The sequence below is a fragment of the uncultured Salinibacterium sp. genome (genome assembly GCF_963974405.1).
Taxonomy (GTDB): domain Bacteria; phylum Actinomycetota; class Actinomycetes; order Actinomycetales; family Microbacteriaceae; genus Rhodoglobus.
The window spans coordinates 962,477-987,009 of record NZ_CAXBBH010000001.1; the positions used below are offsets into that span (position 1 = coordinate 962,477).

The following is a 24,533-nucleotide window of genomic DNA, read 5'->3' on the forward strand; positions in this document are numbered from 1 at the left end:
CTTCAATATTTTCGACATTGGCAAACGGAGCATCGCAAGTGCCGTCCTGTGTTCCTCGGCAGAAGAAGTACGAGTACTCAGTGCCGCTGCGTGCGACTGTGTGTTGTTGGATTAGGCGGCGGTTGGACTGGCGCTCGAGTCGGCAGTGGCCGCACCAAAGACTTCCCTTGAGGTAGTGCGTATGCACGCGGCGTCGCTCGCTTGCAACACTACGGGAGTCCAGAACTGTCTGAACGTGGTCGAATAGGCTCATCTCGACGAGAGCTTCATGTCGGCCATCGAACGTCTCGTCTTTGTAGGTGATCTTGCCGATGTAGTACCGGTCGCGGAGCATCTGCTGGATCTTTGTATCTGAGATTGGCCCCGCTGGACGCCGTGCGGTGGGTCGAGTAGTCAAGCCGCGTTCGGTTAGTTCGTCGGCAATGTCCTGGTAGGAGTATTTTCCTGTCGCGTACATTTCGAAGGCGAGTTTGACGAACGGCGCACGCTCCTTGTCGATGCTGACGGCGCGAATTTCTCGTCCTTCGAGGCGGTCGATCGTATTCTGGTAGCCGATTGGGGCGCGACCGATCGTGCCACCGCTCTTGGCCTTCTGGCCCATCTTGTAGGCGATGTCAGCGCCGTCTTCGCGCGAGCGGTACTCGTTGAACGCGGACAGGATGCCGTGCATGAGCTGTCCGACTGGAGTGGCGTCGATCTGCTCTGTTGCCGATACCAAGCCGACGCCGCGCTTTTGCAGGTCGGCCATGACGATCGCGTCGTCGGTACGGTTGCGGGCGAAACGCGAAAGCTTGTACACGATGACGAAGTCGACGTCACGGTCGCGTCGGATGCGTTCGAGCATTTGCTGGAAGGCAACTCGCTTAGTCATCTCCGTGGCCGAGCGTCCCGGTTCCACATACTCGGCCACGATGGTCAATCCGAGTTGCTCGGCTTTGCGTTGGCACGAAAGTCGCTGTGCGGGGATCGAGATGCCCTCGGGGTCGTAGTCGGTGTTGACCTGTCCCTTGCTGGAGACGCGGAGGTAGGTGACTGCTCGTGACCCGGGTTCTACGTTCACGCCAGCGAGGGGATTGCTGCTGTCGAGTGTGGGCGGAATCTCGTTCTCTTCGATCTCTATCACCGCTGGGCGCAGCTTGGGCGGAGCAGCAAGAAACGCGGTGGTGTGAGATTCAGGCAGGCTCATGACCGCCCTCCTTTTAGATGAGTGAGAGCAGCATCGAACCGGGGGATTCGAGAGAGCGGTACTGGAGTGTGCGCCCCGGTTTCTATCGGGCTGGGACGCATGCCCGACGCGTGATTCGCCATCGGTTGTGGTCTCCGTTTACTGTCCCATTTTACCTCGAAAGAGCCGGAATAGGTCGGGTGTTGAGTATTCCGCAACAGCACGCGTCTGCCTCCGGAGAACACCTTCTTCGGGCTTGTCGGGGGTCTTGCGCGGTGACAGGCCGTGCTATTTGTAGAAGACATAGACGCGTCCTTCTCTCTCGACAATGTCGTAGACGCCTTCAGCCTCTTCGCGGAGGGCTTCGTAGTCGGGTGTGACCTGCTCGATAAACAGGTGTCGCTGCTCTGCGTAGTCGTGGAGGTCCCGCTCAAGCTCATCGACTTCGGCCAGCTCGCTGACGGCTTCTTCGATGCTCATGTAGGTGCCGATGTAGTTGTCGTGGAAGTCCTGCATGATGTCGCCACTCATGGCGTTGACGTCCGGCAGGTTCAGGAAGGCCTGCAACGCGACGTCTTTGTCGAGCTGCAGCTCGGTGAGCGTCGCCGTCAGCTCCTCGATCGCGGCCCGGTTGTAGCTCGCGGGGACGTGGACGGTCAGATACCAGTCGCCGACCTCGACTCCCGTCGGCACCAGCACTCGTTCGAGCTTCGGCGGCAGATGCTCGTTTTGGAAACGGCGCAGATTTTGATGGCCGTCGCGGTGGATCAGGTGGGTGCCGAGCCAGTCGATCAACTCCTTCACTTCTGGACTGGCGGTATCGCTGCAATAGAGGACGAGGTATTCCTCTCGCAGTTGGTCGTAGCTTCCTTCGCCGGTGCGACCGAACTCGGCTAGGCAAGATTCGCGACCCAACCCGCGTCCCAGGGTGTGGGCGATGCAGCGGGCGGTCGGATCGTCTATCTCGGTGTGCTCGGCTTGGGCCTTGGCGATCCCTTCATTGATGTACTGACTGAACCGGTTAGTCGCCACCTCCAAGCGTCGCCAGTCGATGCCGTCGGGTCCGCGTGCCGGGCGCGATTCGTATTCGCTCATGATCGTGCTCCTGCGGAGAAGAGCACGTAGCGCCCAAGGGCATCGACCCATCCTTCGCGCTCCAGCGGAACGACCAGGTAGTTGAGTTCGCCGAGCATATTCTCGGCATCGATGGTGCCGGTTGCTGCGAAGTGTTCCAAGGCAGTGCCAGAGCCTTCGTGCAGGCTGGCGGCGATGAGCCTAGCGAGGGTGTGGCTGCGCATCTCGGGGTCGAGCGCGAGCCCGAGTTCAATGATCTGCCGGGCGCGTTCGGTTTGATCCGGTGCCGCAGCAGCCGTGGTGGTGATTGTTGGTGAGTTCATATCTTTCCTCCTTTCGGTTAGGTATTGACAGGTGCCGGATATGGGGCGAGTTGACTGTTCATGGACTCCGGCGTGATGATCCAGAACACGTTCGTATCGAGTTGCTTCTCGGCGGTGATCGCCTCGCGGATGCGTTTGGCGCGAATGGCATCAGGCACGATCCAGACCACCGCCGGGAACAGGCCGCGGCCACTTTGTTCATTCCCGGTGGCCCTGTAGCGCTGGTACGTGTGGCACTTGCGAAGCACGGCTGGCAGGTGTTCGGTGTCCCGGTCAACTTCGACGAACGAGTGCGTTTCGGTTTCTGCATCGGCGCTGACGACTAGCAGGTCTGGTTTGAGGATCATGGTTGCGGTGCTGCCGCTGGTGAATTGTCGCCAACAGGCGGGTTCAAGCTCGAGCTCCAACAGCTCGAAGCGTCCGGCGTTTGCTTGTTCGATCAGGGCAACAGCGGTGTCGGCAATTTCGAGCATGTGGGTCATAAAGGTGCGGCCCGGTTCGATATAGCGGCGGCGTTTGGGTTCGCCGCGTCGGGCACGCAGGAACCTGTCGCCGGCCGCACCGAGCTGCCAGACCGTGAGCGCCGAGCCGTGCGTGATTCCACCGATGCGCCTGGCCAGCCGGGCGATGACACCCAGGTTTTCCAGCCGACCGAGGACGCGGGTCGTGCCACGAGTCGCGCTGCTGCTGGTGGTGTGAGGGCCAAGTGGTACTGCGGGGAAGTGGAGTCGTTGGAGTTGTCGGGTGGTCAGCAGACGGAAGCGCTCGAGGTCTTCCAGGATGCGGATGTCGCGTTCGGTGAGGTGCTGCTCGAGCTGCACGATGCTTCGGCTGGTCATGGTTGCCTCCTGCCGGTGGTGTGGGTGAAGTCCCTTGCAATGCAGGGAGAGTCCCAGCCGCGAAGCGAGCAGAACAGGCGGAACAGGGGCGGCACCGGCGGTGGCTGTGGGTGGTGAGACGAATAGCGACGGGACGCGCGACCGGACACTTGTCGCCTGAGTCGAAGGCTCATGTTCGCCTCGCCTTCTGATGCGTCGACGCAGACGCCGCGATTTTCTTCTCTGCCACGGGTGCCGCCTCGGGTGGGTCGGCCCCGTATCGACGTCGGCTCGCTTCACGTATCTCGCGGCCGTGACTGGTCTCGATTAGCGGTGGTAGTGCGAGGGCTGAACACCAGGGCATGGGGGTGCCGCCTGCGACCAGGCGGGTGTAGATGTGGTGTTGGTCGAGGGCTTGAAAGTCGTCGGCGGTCAGCAGCGGAGCTTGCCTAGCCATGTCGCGGGCGTCATCGGGGTCGAGGCCGAAACAGATCTTTGTGCGGGCGTTGACGTCAAGCGCGGTGCGCATCTTGCTCGGTAGTTGGTCGCGGTACTGGTGTGCCAGATGCCAGGCAACTCCGTAAGAACGAGAGGTGGCTAAGACGTCATCGATCGGCGTGGGCAGGTGCAGATAGTTCTGTACCTCGTCGATGAAGACCATGCCGGGTCGTTTCATCGGACTCTTTTCCTGTGCCCGCTCTAGCGTGGCCATCCACAGTTCGGCGACTACCAGACTGCCCAGCAACCTGGAGGCGCCGGTGCCGAGGAGGGCGTCGTTGAGTGGGACGAGGACGACCATGCGATCCCGGAAGATGTCCCGGAGTCGGAAGCGTGGCTTGGACTGACCGAGCACAGCGACGAGGGGTTTTCGCATCACGATTTTGCGGAGCTTGTTTAGTGGTGAGGCGATGACGGCGGCTCGCTGGGCTGGGCGCATCGCTTCGAACTCTTCCCAAAAGGCTGCCAGGGTGATGTCGTCTTGCACGGCGGCGACGATGGGTCTGCGGAAGGCGTCGTCGGTGAATAGCCGAGGTAGATCGATCAGGGTGTACGGCTCGGCTCGTTTCTGGCCGGCACGAGCCAGCGAGAGGAGTGCGCCCTGGATCAGGTACTCGGTGCGCGGCCCCCAACTGTCGTTGAACACAGCGGCCAGGGCGGCGAGTATTCCATCGACGACGATGTCGGGGTCACGGTCGCCAACATCGAGTGGGTTGAAGCCGACCGGTGCTTCGGTATCGGTCGCGTCGAGCACCACGATGCGCTCAGCAGTCTCTTTAGGCGCGGTGGCCAGGATGCGTTCGATGAGCTGGGACTTCGGCTCGATCACGCAGCAGGCTCTGCCCGCTTTGATATCGGAAAGAATCAGGTGCTCCAGCAGCGTCGATTTACCTGACCCTGTCGGACCAAGCACGACAGCGTGCTGCAGGCGACTAATGGGGTCGATGCCGACCGGACGTTTGGGCCCTGGCGCGGTGCCGGTGGCGAACACCGACTCGGTGCGCGAGACGACTTCTGGCACTTGCAGCAAGCGGGGATGAGCACCTGGGATGCCCGGGTAGTCCCGGTCGCCGAGCGGCCAGCCCAGCAGCGGGAGCAGTTCGCTGGCCGAGAGCCGCAAGCCCCGCCCCACGGATGCTGTCGCCCAGCGGAAGGGTGTGTCGCGGTTGAGCGTGAAGTGCACGCCGGGACTTTCCAGTAACTGCAATGCCCCGAACACTTCCCAGGTCAGCGCAGAGTGGCGTTTCTTTGTTTTCGCAGTGACGGCGATACGCAGCGTCGTGGCCAGCGTCGGGACGGACATCCGCTGGGACAGCTGGGTCTTCGTCGTTCCCGATGCGGGGCGGACACCATCGAGTAGTCGTGAACCGAACGGCTGAAGAGGATCTGGAGCGTTCGGCGGAAGTGAGCGCGGTGCATGACTGCGACCGACGATTATCTGCAACGCCACCTGCTCGTCTCCTCGCCGGGCAGCGAGAGCTTGGTAGATAGCTGCGGATATCTCTTCGGCTTCAACGTTGGCTAAAGGCAGGCTGGTGGGGTGGGCGACGACCCGGCTGACAGCGGCCACGTCCGGCCGGGTCGTGGCCTCAAAACCCACCCCGGGGAGACTGCCCGAAAGTAGCCGTTTCAACCGCTGGACGGCGGTTGGTGCGCACCCAAGTAAATGGGTGACACCGGCGCTCGTGGCATGCACTTCCAGAATGAGTGGGCGCGGCACGTCACCGCTCATCATGCGTTCCAGCAGTTGCCGGAGGGTGTTCGGGGTAAGTGGGCGCGGCAAATGCAAACGGGTGAAGACGAGGGACTCAGACATGGTCACCTCCCGCACCACCGGGCCTTGCCTCTGGGGCTTGTTGCTGGGCTTCGGCTTCCAACCGGGCCTGCTCGAGGCCAGCAGTGGTGATGATCTTGGCGATCTGCTCAGGGCGCAGATCATGGTTGAGTTCCGAGAACACCCAAACGTGTCGATCTTGCTTCTTTCGATAGCGGCGACGACTTCGTCGGTTAGTCATGGTTGACCTCCTTTCTGATTACTCCTTTCGCATTGCGGACGCAGACAGATTCAGGGTGCTTCCCATTAGGGGGACGAATGTTTATGGACGAGTCGATTCGTTTTGTCAATACCCGTTGTGTATTCCGCAACGACTTGCCAGAGGCGAATGTGCTCATGCTCACCACTGCCGATCTCGACGCCAGCGGATGAACCAGACGACCGCCCAGATGAACGCGGCGACACCAGCTGTTAGCAGCAGCCAACCCCAAAGCTGGGCGAGCAGCTCCAGCGCTAGCCACAGCGCGAGGATGCCGCCCAGGATGAATAGGCAGGTGCGGAAGAAGCGCTGCGCGAGAGTCCTCGGGGTGTCGTCGGCCATTAGGCATGGTCCTGTCCTTCGCCACCGGCCAGAGTGTGAGCACAGTAGTCCGATGGAACCGGGTAGCCGGGGATGATGAGGTCGGAGTCGATCTCGTTGCCCCACACCGACCAGTCCGCATGGGAGTTCGGGCGCTGACGAGCAAACAGCTCCAAGTAAGGTCCATCGAGGACGCGCTCGATCAGGGGGATCATCTCTTCGGGCTTATGCGAGTGACCCTGGCGCGGGAAAAGTAGCGTCGAGCGTTGACCATGGAACTTGAACGGTGCCTTGCCACGCACGCCGTGAAGCAAGATCTCGTGGCTGCCACGGAAGTAGTTGCCGAGCCCCATGTAGTACTTGTCCCAGACAGCGTTCGTTTTATAGGTGAAGCCCCACGCCCGCATGACCTCCAGGGCCCCGGGTAAAGCTGCGTTGGTTGTCCAGAGCAGCAGTGTCGAATCTGGGGCCATCAGGTCAGGGATCGGCATCGCCTTGATGCGGTCGAGGGTCATCAGGTCGTAGTGCTGCAGTGCCCCGCGGGCTCCCTTCTGCTGGATGTCCCAGGGCGGATCGGCATAACAGACCTTGAATTGCTTTAGCACGAGGCCGTCGTCCTCCGGTACTGAGGTTGTTGTTTGATTGGTCATGTCGATGTACTCCTTTCTCCTACTCGCACTCGACGAGCAGACGGACGATTGGTTATGCGCCATCCGGCGCGGGCTGTCAATCGTCTGGTCGGGGTGGTTGCAGATTCCACAACGACAATCGGGTCGTCGCTGCGGGGTGGTCGTGCCCGCTGTCGTTGCTGACGACGGGCACGACCTGACCTCACTAGTCGCAGATGACCAGTTCGACTCCAAGAGCCTTCAGGACGTCGCTGTACAACATGAGCGTCGAGGGTTCACGGATAAACGACTCGCGCAGCAGGTAAATCCGCGCGGTTGGCCATCGCTTGGTGCAGTCGAGCAGCTCGAATAACAAACGCTGCGGTTCCGGGTCGAATGAGACTTCGCGAGTGAAGACAGCTTCAAGGAGGACTCCGTCTTGTTCGGCTTGCCGCCTGAGCAGTTCTTCTTGCTCGCGAAGGCTCTGCTCGCCCAGCCACGGCGGCGCGTGTAGCTCGTCCTTGCTGATCACCCAAAGGAGGCCGACGGCGTCCGCCTCCTTCCCCTGGGTTGATGTTGTTGTGTTCGTCATATCTCCTCCTTCCATGAGGTCTGGCAACCTTGCGGCTGCCTATTCAGTTATTGATTCCTCGCGCAATGCGAGGCCTGTGACCGCTCGGGTCGCGGTGGTTGGTTATGAACCAGGCCCGGGCGGAAGTCAATGTTCTAGTCGTGCTTGTAGACGCGATTACAACGACGGCGCGGGGGGTGTTGGCTCCTCGCACGCTGGGGACGGACTCAAGAGCAGTCATGAGCCGCCCCACCGTCTCAACGGGAACTTGCCCCTGTTCTTGGTACCTGTCCGGACGCCAGATACGACTCGCGGATCAGCGCCTTGCGAGCTTCGTGAGCGTTACCACCGAGCTCATCGGCCAGCCGCAGGATCGTCTGGCGCAGTTCTGCTTGAGTGCGATCCAACTCAGCTTCAATCCGGGCGATCCGTCGTGCTTTCCGGTTCTGGAACCAGTCCACGAGCCACCACGCTCCTTCCCATATCCAGCCGATGACCAGCGCTCCAAGGAGGAACGGCAGGGCAACCAGCGCCAGCATCGGTCACCACCTGGCGATGGCTTGTGAAGCACCCATCGCGTAGGCATCGACGATGTGCTTGTACCGGGCCTCGCCGAGCGGTGCGACCTGGATCAGATGCTGCTCCAGCGCCGTCAGCGCGCCGACGTTCTGCAGCGCTGTGTTGGTTAGCAGTGCCCGGCCTTGCTCGCGCACATCAGCGACCAGGGCTTGGGCCTGCATTCGCTCGATCTCGCGCCCGGTCTGCCGCTGCATGCCGCCGGACATCTCTGACAAGGCTTGCGGGGTGAACGAACCGCCCGTCGTGGCGAGTTCTTTGGTGGTTCCGAACATGGTGTCCTCCGTTGATTCCAGTGGCGGAATATCCGCCTGAAATCAGCCTTCTAGCTGGAGGGTTCACTGGATAGCCAGTCTCTGTCCGGGATGCGGTGTCGAACCGGAGCAAACAACGGACGGGTTCGGGCTTGCGTATTCTGGGCATATGACCCAGGAAGGAACCGAGCTACCCGACGCAGACCACTCCTCATCGTCGCGCCCTGCTAGTAGCGCGGTTCTGGGTGAACTCGAAGTGCTGCGCGAAGGCGTTGGGGTCTCACCTGAGCGCATTCGTCGGCGAGCACCAGAAATACAACAGTTGGCGGTTGTAGGAGACCAGCTGGAGTATCAGCAGCTCCACCCGAGTGATCGGCATATTGCCGCGTACATGGCCATCGGCTGTGTGATCGAACATGGGATTGGCAACTACCAACACCAGCAGATCCTGATTCTGACGCTTCGTTACGACATGAGTATGCTTGCGCTGCGCCGCGACCCTGAGGCGTGGAACGAGGTAAGGCGGGCAACCACCGTCAGCCAGCGGGACGCCCTCACGCAGGCACTCCTCTTCTATAAAAAGAGCGCCTACTTTGAAATGCGCAAGGAAGCTTATGCCGAGTTGGCCAACCAACTGGCTATGCGCACTCACACGCCATGTCGGGCTAACGGAACAGACCGGGTGGCTATCGAGATACTTCGGCTGACCCAGCGGCAGATCCTGGGTTACTTCACCGTCGAGGGTCGAGCCGTCTTTCGCGAACTCTTGGCTGACGAAGCTCTTATGCAGCTCAACTTCAGATGGTGGCCGCCGTCCGGTTTCGTTGGTTCTAGCGAATCTGTGTTCAACCAAGCTATTAGTCAGGCGATCCGAGACGAGTATCCAGCAGCAGTGCAGGAGTTCGTTCTGTTGAAACGTGCCAGTACCTCAGACCCGCGACCCGATGAAGAGTTCTGTCTGAGTGGCGATGCCCTCGAATCACTGCTTCATCCGGTGAATAGCTTCAATATCTGGCAGCTCTTTCCTGAAGCTGGCGAACAGTCGCGTTCTTCAGCTGACCCGGCAATCGCAATCGAGAGGTTATCGAACTCGCTTGATGTCCTGGCCTGGATACTTTCAACTGACGGCGATTCAGGGCCTATTGATAATCTGGCTGTCCTGGAGACACCAAACTTTGGCCGGCAGAGCGATAAGCCGCTGTACATTGATGACCGTCCTATACAGCGGAGTGAGCGAGACATCTTTGCTGACGATGAAGAAATGGACGAAGGTGATATTGATCCTGACGGCGATCGAACCGAGCAGTAGTTCGCGATCGGTACGCGTCCATTCAACCCGCTGGCAAGCGGCATGAGCGCTATATGTGGGGCAGTCGTGACTGTTCACGCCACTAAAACTGTTGACAAAAGCGCAACTAAATGAGATAATCTCGGGCAGTTGAGCTTGCTGGACAGTTTCGCGCTCAACCAAATAGCTCGCCTGCGATTCAGGCTTGAGCATCCTACATAGCTACTCCGCCCGGATGCGGGAGCAGCGACATCGACCAACGCGGTCATGTCGAGGCTCCTGCATCCGCAGGGAACGGAGCTCTAACTCGTTTAGGAGAAGTTATGTACAAAGCAGTGGAAACAGCGACGACGCGGCTGAACCCATGGAACATGTGGCCCAGCGAACCACCACCGCTCGAAATCGAAATAGCCGATGCGACATACCGCACCCACCCAACGGGCGGTGGCCTTGTCGCAATCACGGCCCACGTTGGGCCGAGTGTCTATGTGGACAGGTGCGCCATGATCAAGGGCCGTGCAGTCGTAGTCGGCAGCGTGCGGCTCTTTGGTAAGGCGGTGATCGAAGAAGATGCAGTAGTCACTGACTTCTGCACCCTCCGCGACAAGAGCAGCATCGGCGGTCGGGCGATCGTTCGTGGCGGCGTCCAGCTTGCAGACAATGCACGTGTCGACGGGTTGGCCCACATCAGCGGTGGAGTGCTTTTGCAGCACTTTGCACGTATCAGCCAGGGAATCTTCAGCGGCAGCATGACCGTCGCTTGAAGCGTCCCAACACTCGAGCCCGCCTCGAGCGACATGAGAAGAGCCCGCCTGGGCAACTACTCGTCGCTCGGCGGGCTCTTCTCAATGAGATGGTGATCTGGTTTCAACTACTCAATTTTGCGGATGCGGTGGTTGTAGCTGTCAGCAACGTAGACCATGCCGGAGGAGTCAACGGCGACGCCGTTTGGCAGAAAGAATTGCGCGGTAGCACCAGTGCCGTCGGCGAAGCCTCGATTTGAAGCTCTTGATTCTGGTGTGTGGATATAAGCCAGTTGCATAACTGCCCATGACTTTGAAGCATGAGCACGATTCATTCAAGGGACTATCGCCGTAGTTTTTACAACGCTTACGACTGGAATATTGACGCCATTCGCAGGTCTGCCATAATCACTCGTCCACCTCGTCGGTCTGCGGCGCAGAGGAACTCACTCGGAGTTCGTCAGCCGCTTCCGATGAGGAGGTTGTTCATATGAGTGAGCAAACGCCGGCCCCCGTGGCCGGGACAAGTATTCAGATGCGAACCCTGGCGGTGCGCATCAGCGACGACCTGAGGGCACAGTTGGACGTCATCGCCCAGCTGAACGACCGCAGTGTCACCGAAGAGATCCGGATCGCTCTGGAGGCCTGGGTCGTGACCAGCAAGTCCGATCCGAAAGTCCTTGCCAGGGCTGAGACGGTACGTGCCGAGATTGACCGCGAAGCCAAGACCAAGCAGAGCGCGATCGAAGCCATCTTTGGCGGTGAAACGGGGAGCAAGTCTTCCCGGAGCAAGCCAGCATCCGCCTGACTCAGGCAATCCCCGCAGGCGCAATCCGCGGGGAAGGTGGCCGGTTGGGATCAGGGCTCTTTGCCTTGTCCCGATCGGCCACCCCAACACACCTCGTTGCTGCTTCGCGGCTTCGTAAGAGAACTCAGTCCGAGTTCTCGGCCGCGACAACAGTAAGGAGGTGGGAGCGATGGTCAGAACTATCGTGATCCCGCGTCATAGTGAAAGTGCCGTGCAGGTTCGAGATCTCGTCGACATCGACGAGTTCGAGCGAGTCACTGGCGGATGGGTTAAGCCGTTCGAGCTGGAGCGACTCAGCAGCACGATCTGGGCCAACCAGGCCGCAACGCTGGGGCGGGGTGGCTTCAACGCTCGGGCCACGGCGCTCAGCTGGCACTATGCCACTCCGGGTCGACCCTTGCGGTTCGTGCTCGGAGACGTAGTGCTGGCCGGCCCCGTGGACGATCCGGTTGTCGGGATGGACGTCCCATCGCGAGTGTTTCAAACGCTGGTAGATCCGCATCACTTCATGATCCAGATCAGCCGGAAGGATGAAGAGGACTGGCAGAACACCTTCGCCTGCTTCGACAACGTTTTCGACGCAGCGATCTGGTGCATGATCATCGGACTCACCGGCCCCAGCGGGTGGGATGTTCGGGTCAATCCGGAAGATCCCAACGGCGATCACTGTGACCACAGCCCATTCGAACCGGTGGCCTGACATGGTCGCCGGAATCCTGATCCCCAGCGACACGAACGCCCCGTTGGAGCTGCGACAGTTCGACGGACTCGTTGACTACCAGGCTGCTGTGGGCGGATGGGTCGAGGCGGTGACTATCCCTTCGCTCGCCGTCACGATCTATGTGAACGAGGAGGGAGTGCTGAAGCATCTGCCTTTCAACGCACGGGCAACGTTCCTGTGGGGCCACCACGTCCCCGAGGCACGCCTGAACGCCATGGTTGTCGGCGATGCAGTGATCGTTGGCCTTCCAAACGAGGCTGGCGAAGACACCGACGTACCGGAGCGGGTTCGCGGGCTGCTTCTGACCCAGACGACGTTCCGGGTGGCCGTTCGCAAGAAAGGTAGCCAGAAGTGGCTCGGCAACCAGTTGAAGTTCCCCGATTACTGGGGAGCGATCACCTGGACGATGCTGCTGCGGGACAACTGGACTCGGCTCAAGGAGCTCCACGTCCTCCCTGCCAGCGAAGTCGAAGAGCCGCCCGGTCACCCGGGCGGCGATAACTAGCAAGGCGGCGACCGCCCGGATTGCAGAACGAACGAGTTCTCGTCTGGGGCGGTCGCCGCCTATTCAACTGAAAGAGTGTCATGACTGCCGGGCCGCCATGTGAGTGCTCCGCACAGCGGCTCAGGGTTCACGAAAAGCGCTGGTCATGGTATAAATAGAGTAGTATTCAGCTTCTGGTTCGAGGTATCTCCTGGAAGCGAATCACCCGAAGTGGGACAGGCCAGCGTCTGCGGTCGCCGATAGCCTGAGAGAACGCTTTGTGGATAACTAACGAACCCACTTCATGTGGAGGAGAACGCACCCGATATGACTTGCTCAACCACGAATGGATTACTTGTTACACGCGTGCCGTCGATGGCGGTGAAGTGGTGATGGCTCCGACAACCAAAGAGGCTCAGCGCGCCGAGCTGCACAAGACGATCTGGCGGATCGCAAATGACCTGCGCGGCAGTGTCGATGGCTGGGATTTCAAGAGCTACGTGCTCGGCATGCTCTTCTATCGGTTCGTTTCCGAGAATCTCGCTGTCTACATCAATACCGGTGAGCGCAAGGCCGGTGACCCTGACTTTGACTACGCCACCTTGGCTGACTCCGAGGCAGAGTTCGGCCGCAAGGAGACTGTCTCGGAGAAGGGCTTCTACATTCTTCCTTCCGAGCTGTTCGCCAATGTTCGGAAGCATGCCGCGCAGAACGAGAGCCTGAACGAGACTCTTGAGCGCGTCTTCCATAACATCGAGGGTTCGGCCGTTGGCAGTGACAGCGAAGACGACCTGAAGGGCCTCTTCGACGACCTCGAGGTCAACAGTTCCAAGCTCGGTAACACTGTCGCCAAGCGCAACGAGAAGCTCGTCAAGCTGCTTGATGCCATCGGTGACCTGCCGCTGGGCAACTTCGAAGACAATTCAATCGACTTATTCGGCGACGCTTACGAGTACTTGATGCAGATGTATGCCTCGAGCGCTGGTAAGTCGGGTGGCGAGTACTACACCCCGCAGGAGGTCTCCGAGCTGCTGGCCCGCATAACGGTGGTGGGTAAGACCGAGGTGAACAAAGTCTACGACCCGGCCGTCGGCTCTGGCTCTCTGCTGCTGAAGTTTGAAAAGGTGCTCGGCAAGGGCAAGGTGCGACAGGGCTTCTACGGTCAGGAGATAAATCTGACCACGTACAACCTCGCCCGCATCAACATGTTCCTGCACGACGTCAACTACGAGAAGTTCAACATCGCCCACGGCGACACGCTGACCGACCCGCAGCACTGGGATGATGAGCCGTTTGAGGCGATCGTGTCCAACCCGCCCTACTCAATCAAGTGGGATGGCGACGCTAATCCGCTGCTAATCAACGACCCGCGTTTCTCCCCGGCCGGTGTGCTGGCACCGAAGTCGAAGGCCGACCTCGCCTTCACTATGCACATCTTGAACTGGCTCGCAGTGAACGGAACCGCAGCGATTGTCTCGTTCCCTGGTGTGCTCTACCGCGGCGGCGCGGAAGCGAAGATCCGCAAATACCTGGTGGATAACAACTATGTGGATGCCATTATCCAACTCCCGCCAGATCTCTTCTTCGGCACCACCATCGCAACGTGCATCATGGTGCTCAAGAAGTCGAAGAGCGATAATGCGGTGCTGTTCATCGATGGCTCGGCCGAGTTCACTCGTTCCGGCAATAAGAACAAGCTCTCCGAGACCTACCAGCAGAAGATCCTCGACGCATTCACTGCACGTGGTGATGCGGACCACTTCGCGAAACTCGTGTCCAACGAAGACCTCGCGGCCAACGGCTACAACATCGCGGTGTCGTCGTACGTTGTTGCCGAGGACACCCGCGTGGCCGTCGACATCACCGAGCTGAACGCCGACATCGCACGCATCGTCGCCCGTCAGCAGGAGCTGCGAATCTCGATCGACGAGATCGTGACAGATCTGGAAGGCACGGCGTGAGCCTCGCACCTGATGATGTCTTAGGTCGAGTTCGTTCGGCATACCGAACGCTCCTTGCGCGTGACCGTTATCTTTTCGAGATTGACGTTAACGAACGCAGCCTCACGCACAAGCTCGCTGAATATCTGCAACAGCATTTCCCTGAATGGAACGTTGACTGCGAATATAACCGTTGGGCCGACAACCCCAATGGGAACATCCAGAAACAACTTGATGGACTTGAAACACAAGTGCTATCAACTGACGCAAATGGGACGACTGTTTACCCGGATATTATTGTCCACCTGCGCGGGACGTCTGAGAATCTTGTTGTCATCGAGGCTAAGAAAGGTCGAGGTGACCTGGAGCGGGACCGGCGGAAGTTAGCTCTTTACAGAAATCAACTTGGCTACACGCATGCTGTCGCGGTGATCTTCCCTGCGAACGGGGACTCCGCAACGGCTGATCCTGAAGACGACGTAGCTCTGTGGGAGAGCGACCTATGAGCCGGATGGACGAGTTAATCATGGAGCTTGCTCCTGAGGGTGTTCGTCACTTCGCACTCTACGAGATTGCGGAATACTCCTCGACTAGAGTCGATGCGGCCAACCTCGATGGAACCTCATTTGTGGGCGTCGACAATCTCGTTGCAGATAAGGGCGGTCGAGTCGATGCGAGCTACCTTCCGAATACCGCGCGCCTTACGGCATATCAGCCCGGCGACATCCTGCTGGGCAATATCCGCCCCTATCTCAAGAAGGTCTGGCGCGCGACGAATGCGGGCGGCTGCAGCGGGGATGTGCTCGCTGTTCGCCTACGTTCGGCGTTCGTGAAAGACGTTGATTCCGAATTCTTGTATTATCTGCTTTCCTCGGATGGCTTCTTTACATACAACATGCAGCACGCCAAAGGGGCAAAGATGCCCCGTGGTAGCAAGACCGCCATTATGGGATTTCGAATCCCCGTCCCACCTCTCGAGGTGCAGCGGGAGATCGTGAGAATCTTGGATCAGTTCACTCAGCTGGAGGCGGAGCTGGAGGCGGAGCTGGAGGCGGAGCTGGAGGCTCGACGCCGCCAGTATGAGTACTACCGGCATCTGCAGATGACCTTTGATTCGTCTATTCCGCGCGTCCCTCTCGGGAGCGTCGTTGAGGTGCGTAGTGGATGGGGATTCCCGAACGCTCACCAAGGACAAACCGAGGGCGAGTATCCGTTTTATAAAGTCAGCGACATGAACTTGGTCGGTAATGAGACTGTAATGACTCGTGCCAATCACTACGTCGACGCTGAAGTGGCAAAGAAGCTCGGTGTGCGCCCTGCGCCGGAGGGCACAGTCATCTTTCCCAAGATTGGTGCGGCCGTCGCTACCAACAAGAAGCGGGTGCTTTCCTTCCCGTCCGCATACGACAACAATGTCATGGGCCTCATCCCAACTGAACGAGTGACCTCAAGGTTTCTCTATCACTGGATGCAAACCTTTGATCTAAGCCGCTTGGCAAACGACTCCGGCGCAGTGCCGTCTATCCGAAAGTCCGAAGCGGAGCAGGTACTCATTCCGCTTCCCGCGCTACACGTGCAGCAAAGCATCTCGGACCTACTCGATAAGTTCGACGCGCTGGTAAACGATCTCAGCGTCGGCCTTCCTGCCGAACTCGCCGCTCGTCGCACACAGTACGAGTATTACCGCGACAAGCTCCTGACGTTCGAGGAGGCAGCCGCATGAGTGACCTTCCGCGCAAGTACGACCCGATCGCGCTTAGTAGCGAGAGCACGGTTGTTGCCGAGTACATTCCTGATGCTTCGGCTGCCTCGTCGTACCAGTCGGAAGCTGATCTTGAGCGTGAGCTGGTCCGCCTGCTGCAGTCGCAGGCGTACGAATATCTTCCCGTCACATCTGAGACGCAGCTGGTCGCGAACCTGCGCGCTCAGATCGAGGCATTGAACCACATCACATTCTCAGATATCGAGTGGGAGCAGTTCTTTACCGAGCGGATCGCCGGGACGAACGATGGCATCGTCGAGAAGACGGTGCGCATCCAGGAGGATCACGTCCAACTGCTGAAGCGGGACGATGGCTCGACGAAGAACATCCTGCTGATCGATAAGCAGAATATTCACAACAATCGCCTGCAGGTGATCAACCAGTACGAGATCGGTCAAAGGGACGGCGGCTCCGCACGCTCGAACCGATACGACGTGACCGTCCTGGTCAATGGCCTGCCGATGGTGCACATCGAACTCAAACGTCGCGGTGTCGACATTCGCGAAGCCTTTAACCAGATCGACCGCTACCAGCGGGACAGCTTCTGGGCAGGCTCTGGGCTGTTCGAGTACGTGCAGCTGTTTGTGATCAGCAATGGCACGCTGACGAAGTACTACTCCAACACCACTCGTCGGCAGCATCTGAGCGAGGCCGCCGGTTCGAAGCGTGTGCGCAAGACCTCGAACTCGTTCGAGTTCACGTCGTGGTGGGCGGATGCGCAAAACAAGCCGATCACTGATCTGGGCGCGTTCGCGAAGACATTCTTCGCTAAGCATTCGCTGTTGAACATTCTGACTAAGTACTGCGTACTGACCGCAGACAAGATGCTGCTGGTGATGCGTCCGTACCAGATCGTGGGGACCGAGCGGATCCTGCAGAAGATCGACATCTCCACCAACTACAAGCAGCTAGGCACCATCGCTGCGGGCGGGTATGTGTGGCACACCACCGGCTCCGGCAAGACGCTCACGAGCTTCAAAGCAGCGCAGCTTGCGTCAAAGCTTCCGTCCGTAGACAAGGTGCTGTTCGTTGTGGACCGTAAGGACCTCGACTACCAGACGATGCGCGAGTACGACCGGTTCGAAAAGGGTGCCGCAAACTCAAACACTTCTACGGCAGTGCTGAAGAAGCAGCTCGAAGACCCTGGCGCACGAATCATCATCACCACGATTCAGAAGCTCTCGACCTTCATCGGCGGGAACAAGGGTCACTCGATCTACGACGGTCATGTCGTGATCATCTTTGACGAATGTCACCGTTCGCAGTTCGGCGACATGCACACCGCAATTACAAAGGCGTTCAAGCGGTACAACCTGTTCGGGTTCACCGGCACGCCGATCTTCGCGGCGAACTCTGGCAGCGGCGGGAATCCGCAGCTCAAGACCACCGAGCAGGCGTTCGGTGAGAAGCTGCACACGTACACGATCGTGGATGCGATCAGCGACAAGAACGTGCTTCCCTTCCGCATCGACTACGTCAACACCGTCAAGGTGGGCAACGTCGTCGACAAACCGGTCTCCTCGATCGACACGGAGAAGGCGCTGCTCGCCCCGGAGCGCATCAGCCAGATCGTGTCGTACACCCTGGAGCACTTCGACCAGAAGACCAAACGTGCCGAGCACTACACCCTTGGCGACAAACGCGTGCGTGGCTTCAATGCTCTGTTCGCGACCGCCTCGATCGAGGCTGCGCGGGTCTATTACAACCACTTCCAACTGCTGCAGGAGCAGCTTCCTTCTGACCGCAAACTGAAGGTGGGGCTGATCTACTCCTACGGCGCGAACGACGCCGTCGAAGACGGAGCGCTCGACGAGGAAGGCTTCGACACGGGAGCGCTGAGCATGGACGCTCGCTCGTTCCTTGAAGATGCGATCCAGGATTACAACGGGATGTTCGGCACTAGTTACGACACCAGCGCCGACAAGTTCCAGAACTATTACAAAGACTTATCGCTGCGTCTGAAGAACCGCGACATCGACCTGGTGATCGTCGTCAACATGTTCCTCACCGGGTTCGATGCGACCACGATGAACACCCTCTTCGTCGACAAGAACCTGCGGGCTCATGGACTGATTCAGGCCTACTCACGCACTAACCGCATCCTGAACTCGGTGAAGACGTACGGCAACATTGTGAGCTTCCGAAACCTTGAGGAAGCCACCAACGACGCCATTGCGCTGTTCGGCAATAAGAACGCGCAAGGCGTTGTCCTGCTGAAGCCGTATGGCGAGTACTACGGTGACTACGCCGAGAAGGTTACAGAGCTGCTTGCAGCATTTCCACTTGGCGAGCCTATCGTCGGGGAGTCTGCGCAGAAGGAATTCATTGGGCTGCTGGGCGCGATCCTGCGCCTGCAGAACATCCTCACCTCGTTCGACGACTTTGCCGGCAATGAGATTCTTACCGACCGCCAAGCCCAGGACTACCGAAGTGTCTATCTCGACCTGTACGCCGAGTTCCGTAAGGGTGCAGATGGCGACAAGGAACAGATCAACGACGACATCGTCTTCGAGATCGAGCTGATCAAGCAGGTCGAGATCAATGTCGACTACATCCTCGTGCTCGTGCAGAAGTACCGCGACGAACGAGGCGACGGCGACGACAAAGAGATCCGCGCCGAGATCACCCGCGCCGTCGACGCCAGCCCGACCCTGCGTAATAAGAAGGACCTCATTGAGGCCTTCGTTGACACTCTCTCTGTCGACGGCGAGCTCGACCAAGAGTGGCGCGCATTCATAGCAGCCAAGCGTGAAGCCGAACTTGACGCGATCATCCAGGATGAAAACCTTCGCCCTGACGAGACCCGCGTTTTTGTTGAGACCGCCTTCCGCGACGGCGCGATCCGCACCACAGGTACAGCGATCACCAAGGTTCTGCCGCCTGCATCTCGCTTCGCTGCTGACGGGGGCCACGGCGAGAAGAAGCAGCGCGTGCTTGAGAAGCTCGGGACGTTCTTCGAACGATTCTTCGGGCTGGGAAGCGGAGACCAATCGTGAGGCTCGTAAAAGCCGAGGTTTACGGTTTCGGCCGGCTTACCGAGGCCAAGGTCAACCTCGACAATAAAGTAATCGCGGTAGTCGGACCGAACGAGGCTGGTAAGACCACGCTGCTCAAGGCCCTTGCTTACATCGACAACGGTAAGTCGCTCTCAGTGACCGAGCGATCCCGGAGTACAACGCCCATTAATGACAGCGACGTTGTTGTTAGTACTTACTATCTCCTTGACGATGTAGACCGAGCCGAGGTGGAGGAGTTTGATCTGCAGGAGCCACCGAAGGCACTTCGACTCTCACGTAGCGCCGCCGGTGCCAGCGTTGTCAAAACAGTGACCCCGCGCCCGCGAAAGGCCGTAGCTCCACTCGTTACATCCCTGAAGGCACTCAAGAAAACCCTGACTAAGGCAAACCTCAACGCGCTCGCATCGCTAGCTTCTGAAGAAGGGGACGCATCCGAACCCGAGGAACGGCGAATCAGCTTTGCCACCCGGGTGGCAGAAGCAATCCGTTCCGTCGATGTAGATCTCTCCGTCGACGAAACGCCTAGCGTGGCGGAGGCGCTCGATCCCGCGACTTGGATTGCAGAGTTCGAGGAGTTTGGACTCGCTGGGCCGCTCCGCGAGGCGCTCGAATCAGTACAGCAATGGCTCGATCGAGCTGACCCTGCTCACGATGTTGAAGAGCGACTCTATGAAATCGCACCGGACATCCTCATGTTCTCAGACGAGGATCGTTCGCTCGCCTCGACCTATACGCTCACCCAGGATATGGTCAACACGCCGCCCGCCGCGCTGCGGAACCTAGCGGCGATGGCGGAACTTTCCCTGGATCTACTATGGGAGAAGATAAATAACGGAGACGAAGGCGCTCGCGAGACCCTCATTGAGAAGGCGAATCAGGCGCTCCATCGTAAGTTCATGGACGCCTGGAAGCAGTCGACGCTGACTGCGCAACTCAAGATCGAGGGCGCTGTGCTCGCCATCCGCATCAAGCAGGACGGCGTGACAATCACGCAGTTCCACGAGCGAAGCGCCGGCCTCCAGATGTTTGTGGCGCTTGTCGCATTCCTCGCGGTGAAGGGCACAAATGTGCCTCCGGTACTTCTGATTGATGAGGCAGAGACCCACCTGCACATCGATGCTCAAGCCGATCTCGTCAACACATTTATGACGCAGCAGCAGGCGGCAAAGATCATTTATACGACGCACTCTCCTGCCTGCTTGCCTCCGGACCTCGGGTCAAATATTCGCGCAGTATTACCGGACAAGGTGAACGCTCAGCGGAGTGTGATCGAGGGTAGTTTCTGGCGTGGTGCTGCCGGTTATTCACCACTGATGCTGGCAATGGGCGCTGGTGCCGCTGCATTCTCTCCTGCGCGACGTGTGGTTTTGGCTGAAGGCGCAGCTGAGATGCTCCTGCTCCCATCTCTGATTAAGTTCGCGATCGAGGCGGATGATCTCGACTACCAGGTGGCGCCTGGACTGTCTGAGGTTCCAGCATCCATGTATCCGGACCTTGACCTCGAAGCTGCCCGGGTCGCCTTCTTGGTTGATGGGGATAAGGGAGGCCAGGATATTCAAGCCGCACTGACGGCGGCTGGGGTTCCGAAGTCTCGCGTGCTAGGGCTCGGTGCCTTGACGCTCGAGAATCTGCTTGATCCCCTCGCTTACCGCGAAGTCGTAGCGAAGCTCATCAACGATGCCAACCCAACAGTTACCATCAACATCGATGACGTGCCCGTCCTGACCGACCCAGATACCACGCTGTGGCCGAACGTTCTGCAGCGGTGGGCTGACGATCATGGCTACAGCTTGCCCGGCAAGCGTGTGATCGCCAGCCGTCTCGTAGAAGAGGGTCTGGCGAAGCCGAGCCACGAGGGCGCGAAGGTTCTCCGTCGTCTCCACAAGTCACTCTCAGAAATTCTGAAGGCAAGTTTGGCGGCCGGATCGTGAGAATCAGGCGACTTCAGATCAAGAATTTTCGGGGTATCAAGTCATTGGATTGGACGCTCCCTGCGGAGCAGCAGCTCGTTGTCTTGGTGGGACCAGGTGACAGCGGCAAGTCCACGATTCTTGATGCGATTCACTATTTACTGGGTGACAGGTGGAGCATTCCGGTATCCGACACAGATTTCTATGGGGTTGACCTCGCTGTGCCGATCACGATCACGGCTGTGCTCGTTGACATTCCGGATGCACTTCGAAAGGAGAACACCTTCGGACTCTGGCTCAGCGGTCTGGACGTAGACGGGGTTTTACATCAGGACCCAGAGGATGACCACACCCCAGCGCTGATTGCATGCCTGACGATCGATGAGTCACTCGAGCCTAGATGGACCGTCGAGCGCGTTGATGGTCAGTCTCAGATGCTCACGTCGTCGCAACGCGGCCACTTTTCGACGTTCAAGGTTGATGACCGAACCGACACGCAGTTGCGCTGGAGTCGCACATCAGCGCTTGGGCGCATGTCTGCTCGAGATGGTGGTGAAAGGGAGGCACTGTCGGCCGCATCCCGCGCTGCGCAGAAGGCATTGGCTGGGCATGAAAGTTCGTCGCTCACCGAGCTCGCGGAGAAGGTGCAAGAGAGAGCTAACAAGATCGGCGGCGGTAGCTTCACCGATATTAAGCCAGGGCTGGACACCTCACGCTCAGCAATGGGCGCTGGGCTCGCCCTCTACGAAAATGTAGTGCCGCTGACAAGCTTCGGCCTTGGCAGTCGTCGCCTCGCAAGTCTTGCCATTCAGCAACTCGCTGCAGGGAGCCGCGCGGTAGCAGTAGTTGATGAGATCGAGGACGGACTTGAGCCGCACCGGGCAGTCCGTCTTCTGAATTACCTCTTGGCAGACGATGACTACTCGCAAGTTATAGTCACGACTCACTCACCGGTCGTCGTAGAGCAGGCCCAGACTGAGAACCTGGCGACAGTGCAGTCTCATGATGGAGTCGTAACGATTACGTCGCTTGCTGGTGCCTCTGAGGAGTTGCAGCGTGTGCGACGCTCGCGCCCCTCGTCACTGTTGGCGCGACGGGTCATAGTTGCGGAGGGCAAGACGGAGCACGGATTTCTGTTGGCTTGCCTTGAGGAGTGGGACACGGAACGTATCAATGACGGTCGGTCGACATCTGCCGGCGAAGGTGTCGCGGTACAGGACGGCCAAGGTGGTTCCGAGGTTCCGCTTCGTGCGGCGGCGCTCTCCGCTCTGGGCTACGCAGTGGCGGGCTTCATGGACAATGACGATCGCAGCGTAGACGCGGCCGTTGTTGCCGCAGAATCCGCAGAGGTCACGATCGTTCGGTGGGACAACGGGCACAACATCGAGTCCCAGATATGCGCCGACCTTGAGTCACCCGGGCTCACCAAGTTCGTCGAACTCGGCGTCGAACGGCGGGCTGCTGAAAGCACGGTGCTCGACGACCTCACCTCAGTGGACTCAGCCAACCCAGTCTCGTCGCTTGATGTGCAGACCTGGATCGATGCGGGGACGACGCTCGATCAGGCACGAGATCGGATTGCCCGAGCCGCCGATAAGAGGAAGTGGTTCAAAGAGGTTGACGATGGGCGAGCACTTGGTGCGTGGATCATGCAGCACCAGAGGCAGCCTGCACTTGCCGAGGTCATGAATCGGCTCAACGACATATACGCCTTTGTCTATCCACAAACTGTGCCCGTGGAGGCCGAGGGGGCCGACGCGCAAGGCGACACGTCAGCCAATGGATGACGCCCTTAAGACCCGCGCTGCCAGTTTGCTCGCAGCCGCACCTGCATCGGTTGAGATGCCCGCGGGTGCAGGCAAAACCCATCTGCTCGCGGCGGCGGTAGCGACGGCGGCTGAAGCTTCGAAGCGGTCTCTGGTACTCACGCACACCAACGCTGGGGTTGACGCGATTCGGAGGCGATTGCGTGCATTTGGAGTCCCTTCCGGCATGGTGAGAGTAGAGACAATAACGAGCTGGGCGTTTTCTCTTGTCGGTGCGTATCCGAACTTGGCTGGTATTGCCGTGACCGAATCTCCAGACTGGTCGCTTTCAGACCAGTACGTCGAGGGTGCGACCCGTGTTGCCCAGACAATAGCCATTGCCGACGTTCACGCTACGAGCTTCGACTACATGTTCGTGGACGAGTATCAAGACTGCACTCTCATCCACCATGACTTCATTACTGCACTGGCAAGCGCTGTGCCGAAGACGATCACGCTCGGGGATCGACTACAAGCCATCTTTGGGTTCGCGGGACCACTGGCCGAATGGGACGCACATGTACTGCCGGGGTTTCCGGCGTTCGAGATGGAGTTTGTGCCGCAACGATGGAAGAATCACAACGAAGATCTCGGAGCCTGGCTGCTGCAGATCAGGCCGTTCTTAGCCGACGGGGAGTACTTCGACTTCTCTCAGCACAGTGTGCCGGGTCTGACTTTCATCAACGACACCAGCCCCACCAGCATCGCTGCGGTTGCCCACGGCTTTAGGGACTACGGTGAGTCAGTCGTTTTGCTGGACAAGTGGCCGAGATCGGTAGCAGGGCATGCGAGTCGGCTCGGTGGCAGCTACTCCGTCATGGAGGACATCAGTGGCAACTTCATGAAGCAACAGCTCGCGGGAGACGCTCAGCGAGGCATCCTCGGACTACCTGCAGAGGGCGATCCGTTGCTCGCCCTGTGGCTGGCACGGTTTGCAAAGGAGTGCATCATCGGACTGGCAGGTTTGGATTCGACTGTCCTGGGTCGTCTTGGGCGCAACGAGAGCGTGACTGGCCTTAGCAGAGACGGCATCCAATCTGTTCTCGACTCACTTGAACAACTTCGCGCGGCTCCGACATACGCAGGTCTCGCGGTTTCCGCACAAGCAATCCGTGGGACGGCAACGCTCAAGGTCTATCGATGGGAAGCATGGACGGACAGCCTCCAAGCAATTGCGATGACTGCAGAGAACCTCGAACCAGCGGCGGATAACCTGACTCGCGTTCGCGAGCGGTTGCGACGGCAGGGCAGGAGAAGCCATACGCGCATTGCGTCAAGAACGTTGCTGGTCAAGGGACTTGAATACGACCATGTTGTCATCGCAGATCTCGGCAACCTTCGTGACCCGAGGAACCTATACGTGGCTCTATCGCGGGCGCGGAAATCAGTCACTATTGTCGGACCGGCGTCGCGTATATTGCTCCAGAACGATTAACGCGTCGACACTCGCCGGCACGGACTGAACGAAAACTAGCGGCAGCCATCGATACTGTCTCGGGGAGACGAATCGGACCTGGGTGTTGTGGTAGGTACCTAGCCCCAGCACCCTGCGGACGTGAAGGGGGAGCAATACTCGCTATCGTGACGTTCAGCGTAGTCGTTCATGTTTGCCGTCGGCTTGCCGCAGTTTGGGCACGGCCAGTGAGGGCCGTCGCAGGATCGACTGTTGTGACCTTCAAACCCGCACTTGCTACACGCCATGGAATGAATCGTAGTTCGTTGCATGGCCTGGTTTCTGTAATGATTCGCGCGTCGGGCGCTTCGCGCCGAAGCTGCGGGCGCTCGTGAGGCCTGCGCCGCTCAGGGTCGGCAGT

The 24,533-nt window shown here is 59.2% G+C and carries 24 protein-coding genes; 13 read left to right on the forward strand and 11 right to left on the reverse strand.

All coding sequences use genetic code 11. The annotated features are described in order from the left end of the window. Positions 1 to 664: 664 nt before the first annotated feature. Positions 665 to 1,042, forward strand: coding sequence for a hypothetical protein (locus AACZ26_RS04740; RefSeq protein ID WP_339619525.1), 378 nt, complete (start codon positions 665 to 667; stop codon positions 1,040 to 1,042). Between the two features lie 411 nt (positions 1,043 to 1,453). On the opposite strand, the gene AACZ26_RS04745 is transcribed toward AACZ26_RS04740, so the two are convergent. From AACZ26_RS04745 to AACZ26_RS04790, 10 genes are all read right to left on the reverse strand, one after another. Further along, entirely contained in the window at positions 1,454 to 2,260 is an 807-nt protein-coding gene (locus tag AACZ26_RS04745; RefSeq protein ID WP_339619527.1) for a hypothetical protein, read from the reverse strand. Next, positions 2,257 to 2,562 carry a hypothetical protein gene (locus AACZ26_RS04750; RefSeq protein ID WP_339619529.1) on the reverse strand — a complete coding sequence of 102 codons (306 nt, stop codon included), beginning with the start codon at positions 2,560 to 2,562 and terminating at the stop codon, positions 2,257 to 2,259. The genes AACZ26_RS04745 and AACZ26_RS04750 overlap by 4 nt, the downstream gene beginning before the upstream one ends. Before the next feature lie 17 nt (positions 2,563 to 2,579). Next, positions 2,580 to 3,401, reverse strand: a complete 822-nt coding sequence (locus tag AACZ26_RS04755; RefSeq protein ID WP_339619531.1) for a replication-relaxation family protein — start codon at positions 3,399 to 3,401, stop codon at positions 2,580 to 2,582. Between the two features lie 169 nt (positions 3,402 to 3,570). Beyond that, positions 3,571 to 5,694 (reverse strand): type IV secretory system conjugative DNA transfer family protein, encoded by a 2,124-nt coding sequence (locus AACZ26_RS04760; protein WP_339619534.1) that lies wholly within the window; start codon positions 5,692 to 5,694, stop codon positions 3,571 to 3,573. Continuing rightward, positions 5,687 to 5,893: a hypothetical protein gene (locus AACZ26_RS04765; RefSeq protein WP_339619536.1), complete on the reverse strand. Its 207-nt coding sequence runs from the start codon at positions 5,891 to 5,893 to the stop codon at positions 5,687 to 5,689. Before AACZ26_RS04765 ends, AACZ26_RS04760 begins: the two co-directional genes overlap by 8 nt. A 159-nt stretch (positions 5,894 to 6,052) precedes the next feature. Next, a complete protein-coding gene (locus AACZ26_RS04770) occupies positions 6,053 to 6,253 on the reverse strand; it encodes a hypothetical protein (protein ID WP_339619537.1) in 201 nt (66 codons plus the stop codon). Then, positions 6,253 to 6,882, reverse strand: coding sequence for an MT-A70 family methyltransferase (locus AACZ26_RS04775; protein WP_339619539.1), 630 nt, complete (start codon positions 6,880 to 6,882; stop codon positions 6,253 to 6,255). The genes AACZ26_RS04770 and AACZ26_RS04775 overlap by 1 nt, the downstream gene beginning before the upstream one ends. A 184-nt stretch (positions 6,883 to 7,066) precedes the next feature. After that, complete coding sequence (locus AACZ26_RS04780; RefSeq protein WP_339619541.1) at positions 7,067 to 7,432, reverse strand: hypothetical protein; 366 nt, start codon at positions 7,430 to 7,432, stop codon at positions 7,067 to 7,069. A 236-nt stretch (positions 7,433 to 7,668) separates the two neighbouring features. Further along, complete coding sequence (locus AACZ26_RS04785) at positions 7,669 to 7,950, reverse strand: hypothetical protein (protein WP_339619544.1); 282 nt, start codon at positions 7,948 to 7,950, stop codon at positions 7,669 to 7,671. Between the two features lie 3 nt (positions 7,951 to 7,953). Continuing rightward, on the reverse strand, positions 7,954 to 8,262 hold the full coding sequence (locus tag AACZ26_RS04790) for a hypothetical protein (protein ID WP_339619546.1): 309 nt from the start codon (positions 8,260 to 8,262) through the stop codon (positions 7,954 to 7,956). Between the two features lie 148 nt (positions 8,263 to 8,410). Here AACZ26_RS04790 and AACZ26_RS04795 point away from each other — a divergent pair, with 148 nt between their 5' ends. Further along, positions 8,411 to 9,550, forward strand: coding sequence for a hypothetical protein (locus tag AACZ26_RS04795; protein WP_339619547.1), 1,140 nt, complete (start codon positions 8,411 to 8,413; stop codon positions 9,548 to 9,550). A gap of 302 nt (positions 9,551 to 9,852) precedes the next feature. Beyond that, positions 9,853 to 10,293, forward strand: a complete 441-nt coding sequence (locus tag AACZ26_RS04800) for a hypothetical protein (protein WP_339619548.1) — start codon at positions 9,853 to 9,855, stop codon at positions 10,291 to 10,293. A gap of 107 nt (positions 10,294 to 10,400) precedes the next feature. Here AACZ26_RS04800 and AACZ26_RS04805 read toward each other — a convergent pair whose 3' ends face one another. Then, complete coding sequence (locus AACZ26_RS04805; RefSeq protein ID WP_339619550.1) at positions 10,401 to 10,607, reverse strand: hypothetical protein; 207 nt, start codon at positions 10,605 to 10,607, stop codon at positions 10,401 to 10,403. Positions 10,608 to 10,762: 155 nt separating this feature from the next. On the opposite strand from AACZ26_RS04805, the gene AACZ26_RS04810 reads away from it, so the two are divergent. The 10 genes from AACZ26_RS04810 to AACZ26_RS04855 all read left to right on the forward strand — a co-directional run bounded on the left by AACZ26_RS04810 (position 10,763) and on the right by AACZ26_RS04855 (position 24,154). Further along, a complete protein-coding gene (locus tag AACZ26_RS04810) occupies positions 10,763 to 11,080 on the forward strand; it encodes a hypothetical protein (RefSeq protein ID WP_339619552.1) in 318 nt (105 codons plus the stop codon). A gap of 169 nt (positions 11,081 to 11,249) precedes the next feature. Then, a complete protein-coding gene (locus AACZ26_RS04815) occupies positions 11,250 to 11,780 on the forward strand; it encodes a hypothetical protein (protein WP_339619554.1) in 531 nt (176 codons plus the stop codon). Next, positions 11,749 to 12,306: a DUF3846 domain-containing protein gene (locus AACZ26_RS04820; RefSeq protein WP_339619556.1), complete on the forward strand. Its 558-nt coding sequence runs from the start codon at positions 11,749 to 11,751 to the stop codon at positions 12,304 to 12,306. The genes AACZ26_RS04815 and AACZ26_RS04820 overlap by 32 nt, the downstream gene beginning before the upstream one ends. 371 nt (positions 12,307 to 12,677) lie before the next feature. Continuing rightward, the gene (locus tag AACZ26_RS04825) at positions 12,678 to 14,246 is read left to right on the forward strand and encodes a type I restriction-modification system subunit M (protein WP_339619558.1); all 1,569 of its coding nucleotides are present in this window, start codon (positions 12,678 to 12,680) and stop codon (positions 14,244 to 14,246) included. After that, positions 14,243 to 14,731, forward strand: coding sequence for a hypothetical protein (locus AACZ26_RS04830; protein ID WP_339619559.1), 489 nt, complete (start codon positions 14,243 to 14,245; stop codon positions 14,729 to 14,731). Before AACZ26_RS04825 ends, AACZ26_RS04830 begins: the two co-directional genes overlap by 4 nt. After that, entirely contained in the window at positions 14,728 to 15,948 is a 1,221-nt protein-coding gene (locus tag AACZ26_RS04835; RefSeq protein ID WP_339619560.1) for a restriction endonuclease subunit S, read from the forward strand. Before AACZ26_RS04830 ends, AACZ26_RS04835 begins: the two co-directional genes overlap by 4 nt. Beyond that, positions 15,945 to 18,983, forward strand: coding sequence for a type I restriction endonuclease subunit R (locus AACZ26_RS04840; RefSeq protein ID WP_339619561.1), 3,039 nt, complete (start codon positions 15,945 to 15,947; stop codon positions 18,981 to 18,983). The genes AACZ26_RS04835 and AACZ26_RS04840 overlap by 4 nt, the downstream gene beginning before the upstream one ends. Further along, complete coding sequence (locus AACZ26_RS04845) at positions 18,980 to 20,935, forward strand: AAA family ATPase (protein WP_339619562.1); 1,956 nt, start codon at positions 18,980 to 18,982, stop codon at positions 20,933 to 20,935. Before AACZ26_RS04840 ends, AACZ26_RS04845 begins: the two co-directional genes overlap by 4 nt. After that, positions 20,932 to 22,701 (forward strand): AAA family ATPase, encoded by a 1,770-nt coding sequence (locus AACZ26_RS04850; RefSeq protein ID WP_339619563.1) that lies wholly within the window; start codon positions 20,932 to 20,934, stop codon positions 22,699 to 22,701. The genes AACZ26_RS04845 and AACZ26_RS04850 overlap by 4 nt, the downstream gene beginning before the upstream one ends. Next, entirely contained in the window at positions 22,694 to 24,154 is a 1,461-nt protein-coding gene (locus tag AACZ26_RS04855; protein ID WP_339619564.1) for a UvrD-helicase domain-containing protein, read from the forward strand. The genes AACZ26_RS04850 and AACZ26_RS04855 overlap by 8 nt, the downstream gene beginning before the upstream one ends. Positions 24,155 to 24,533: the final 379 nt, after the last annotated feature.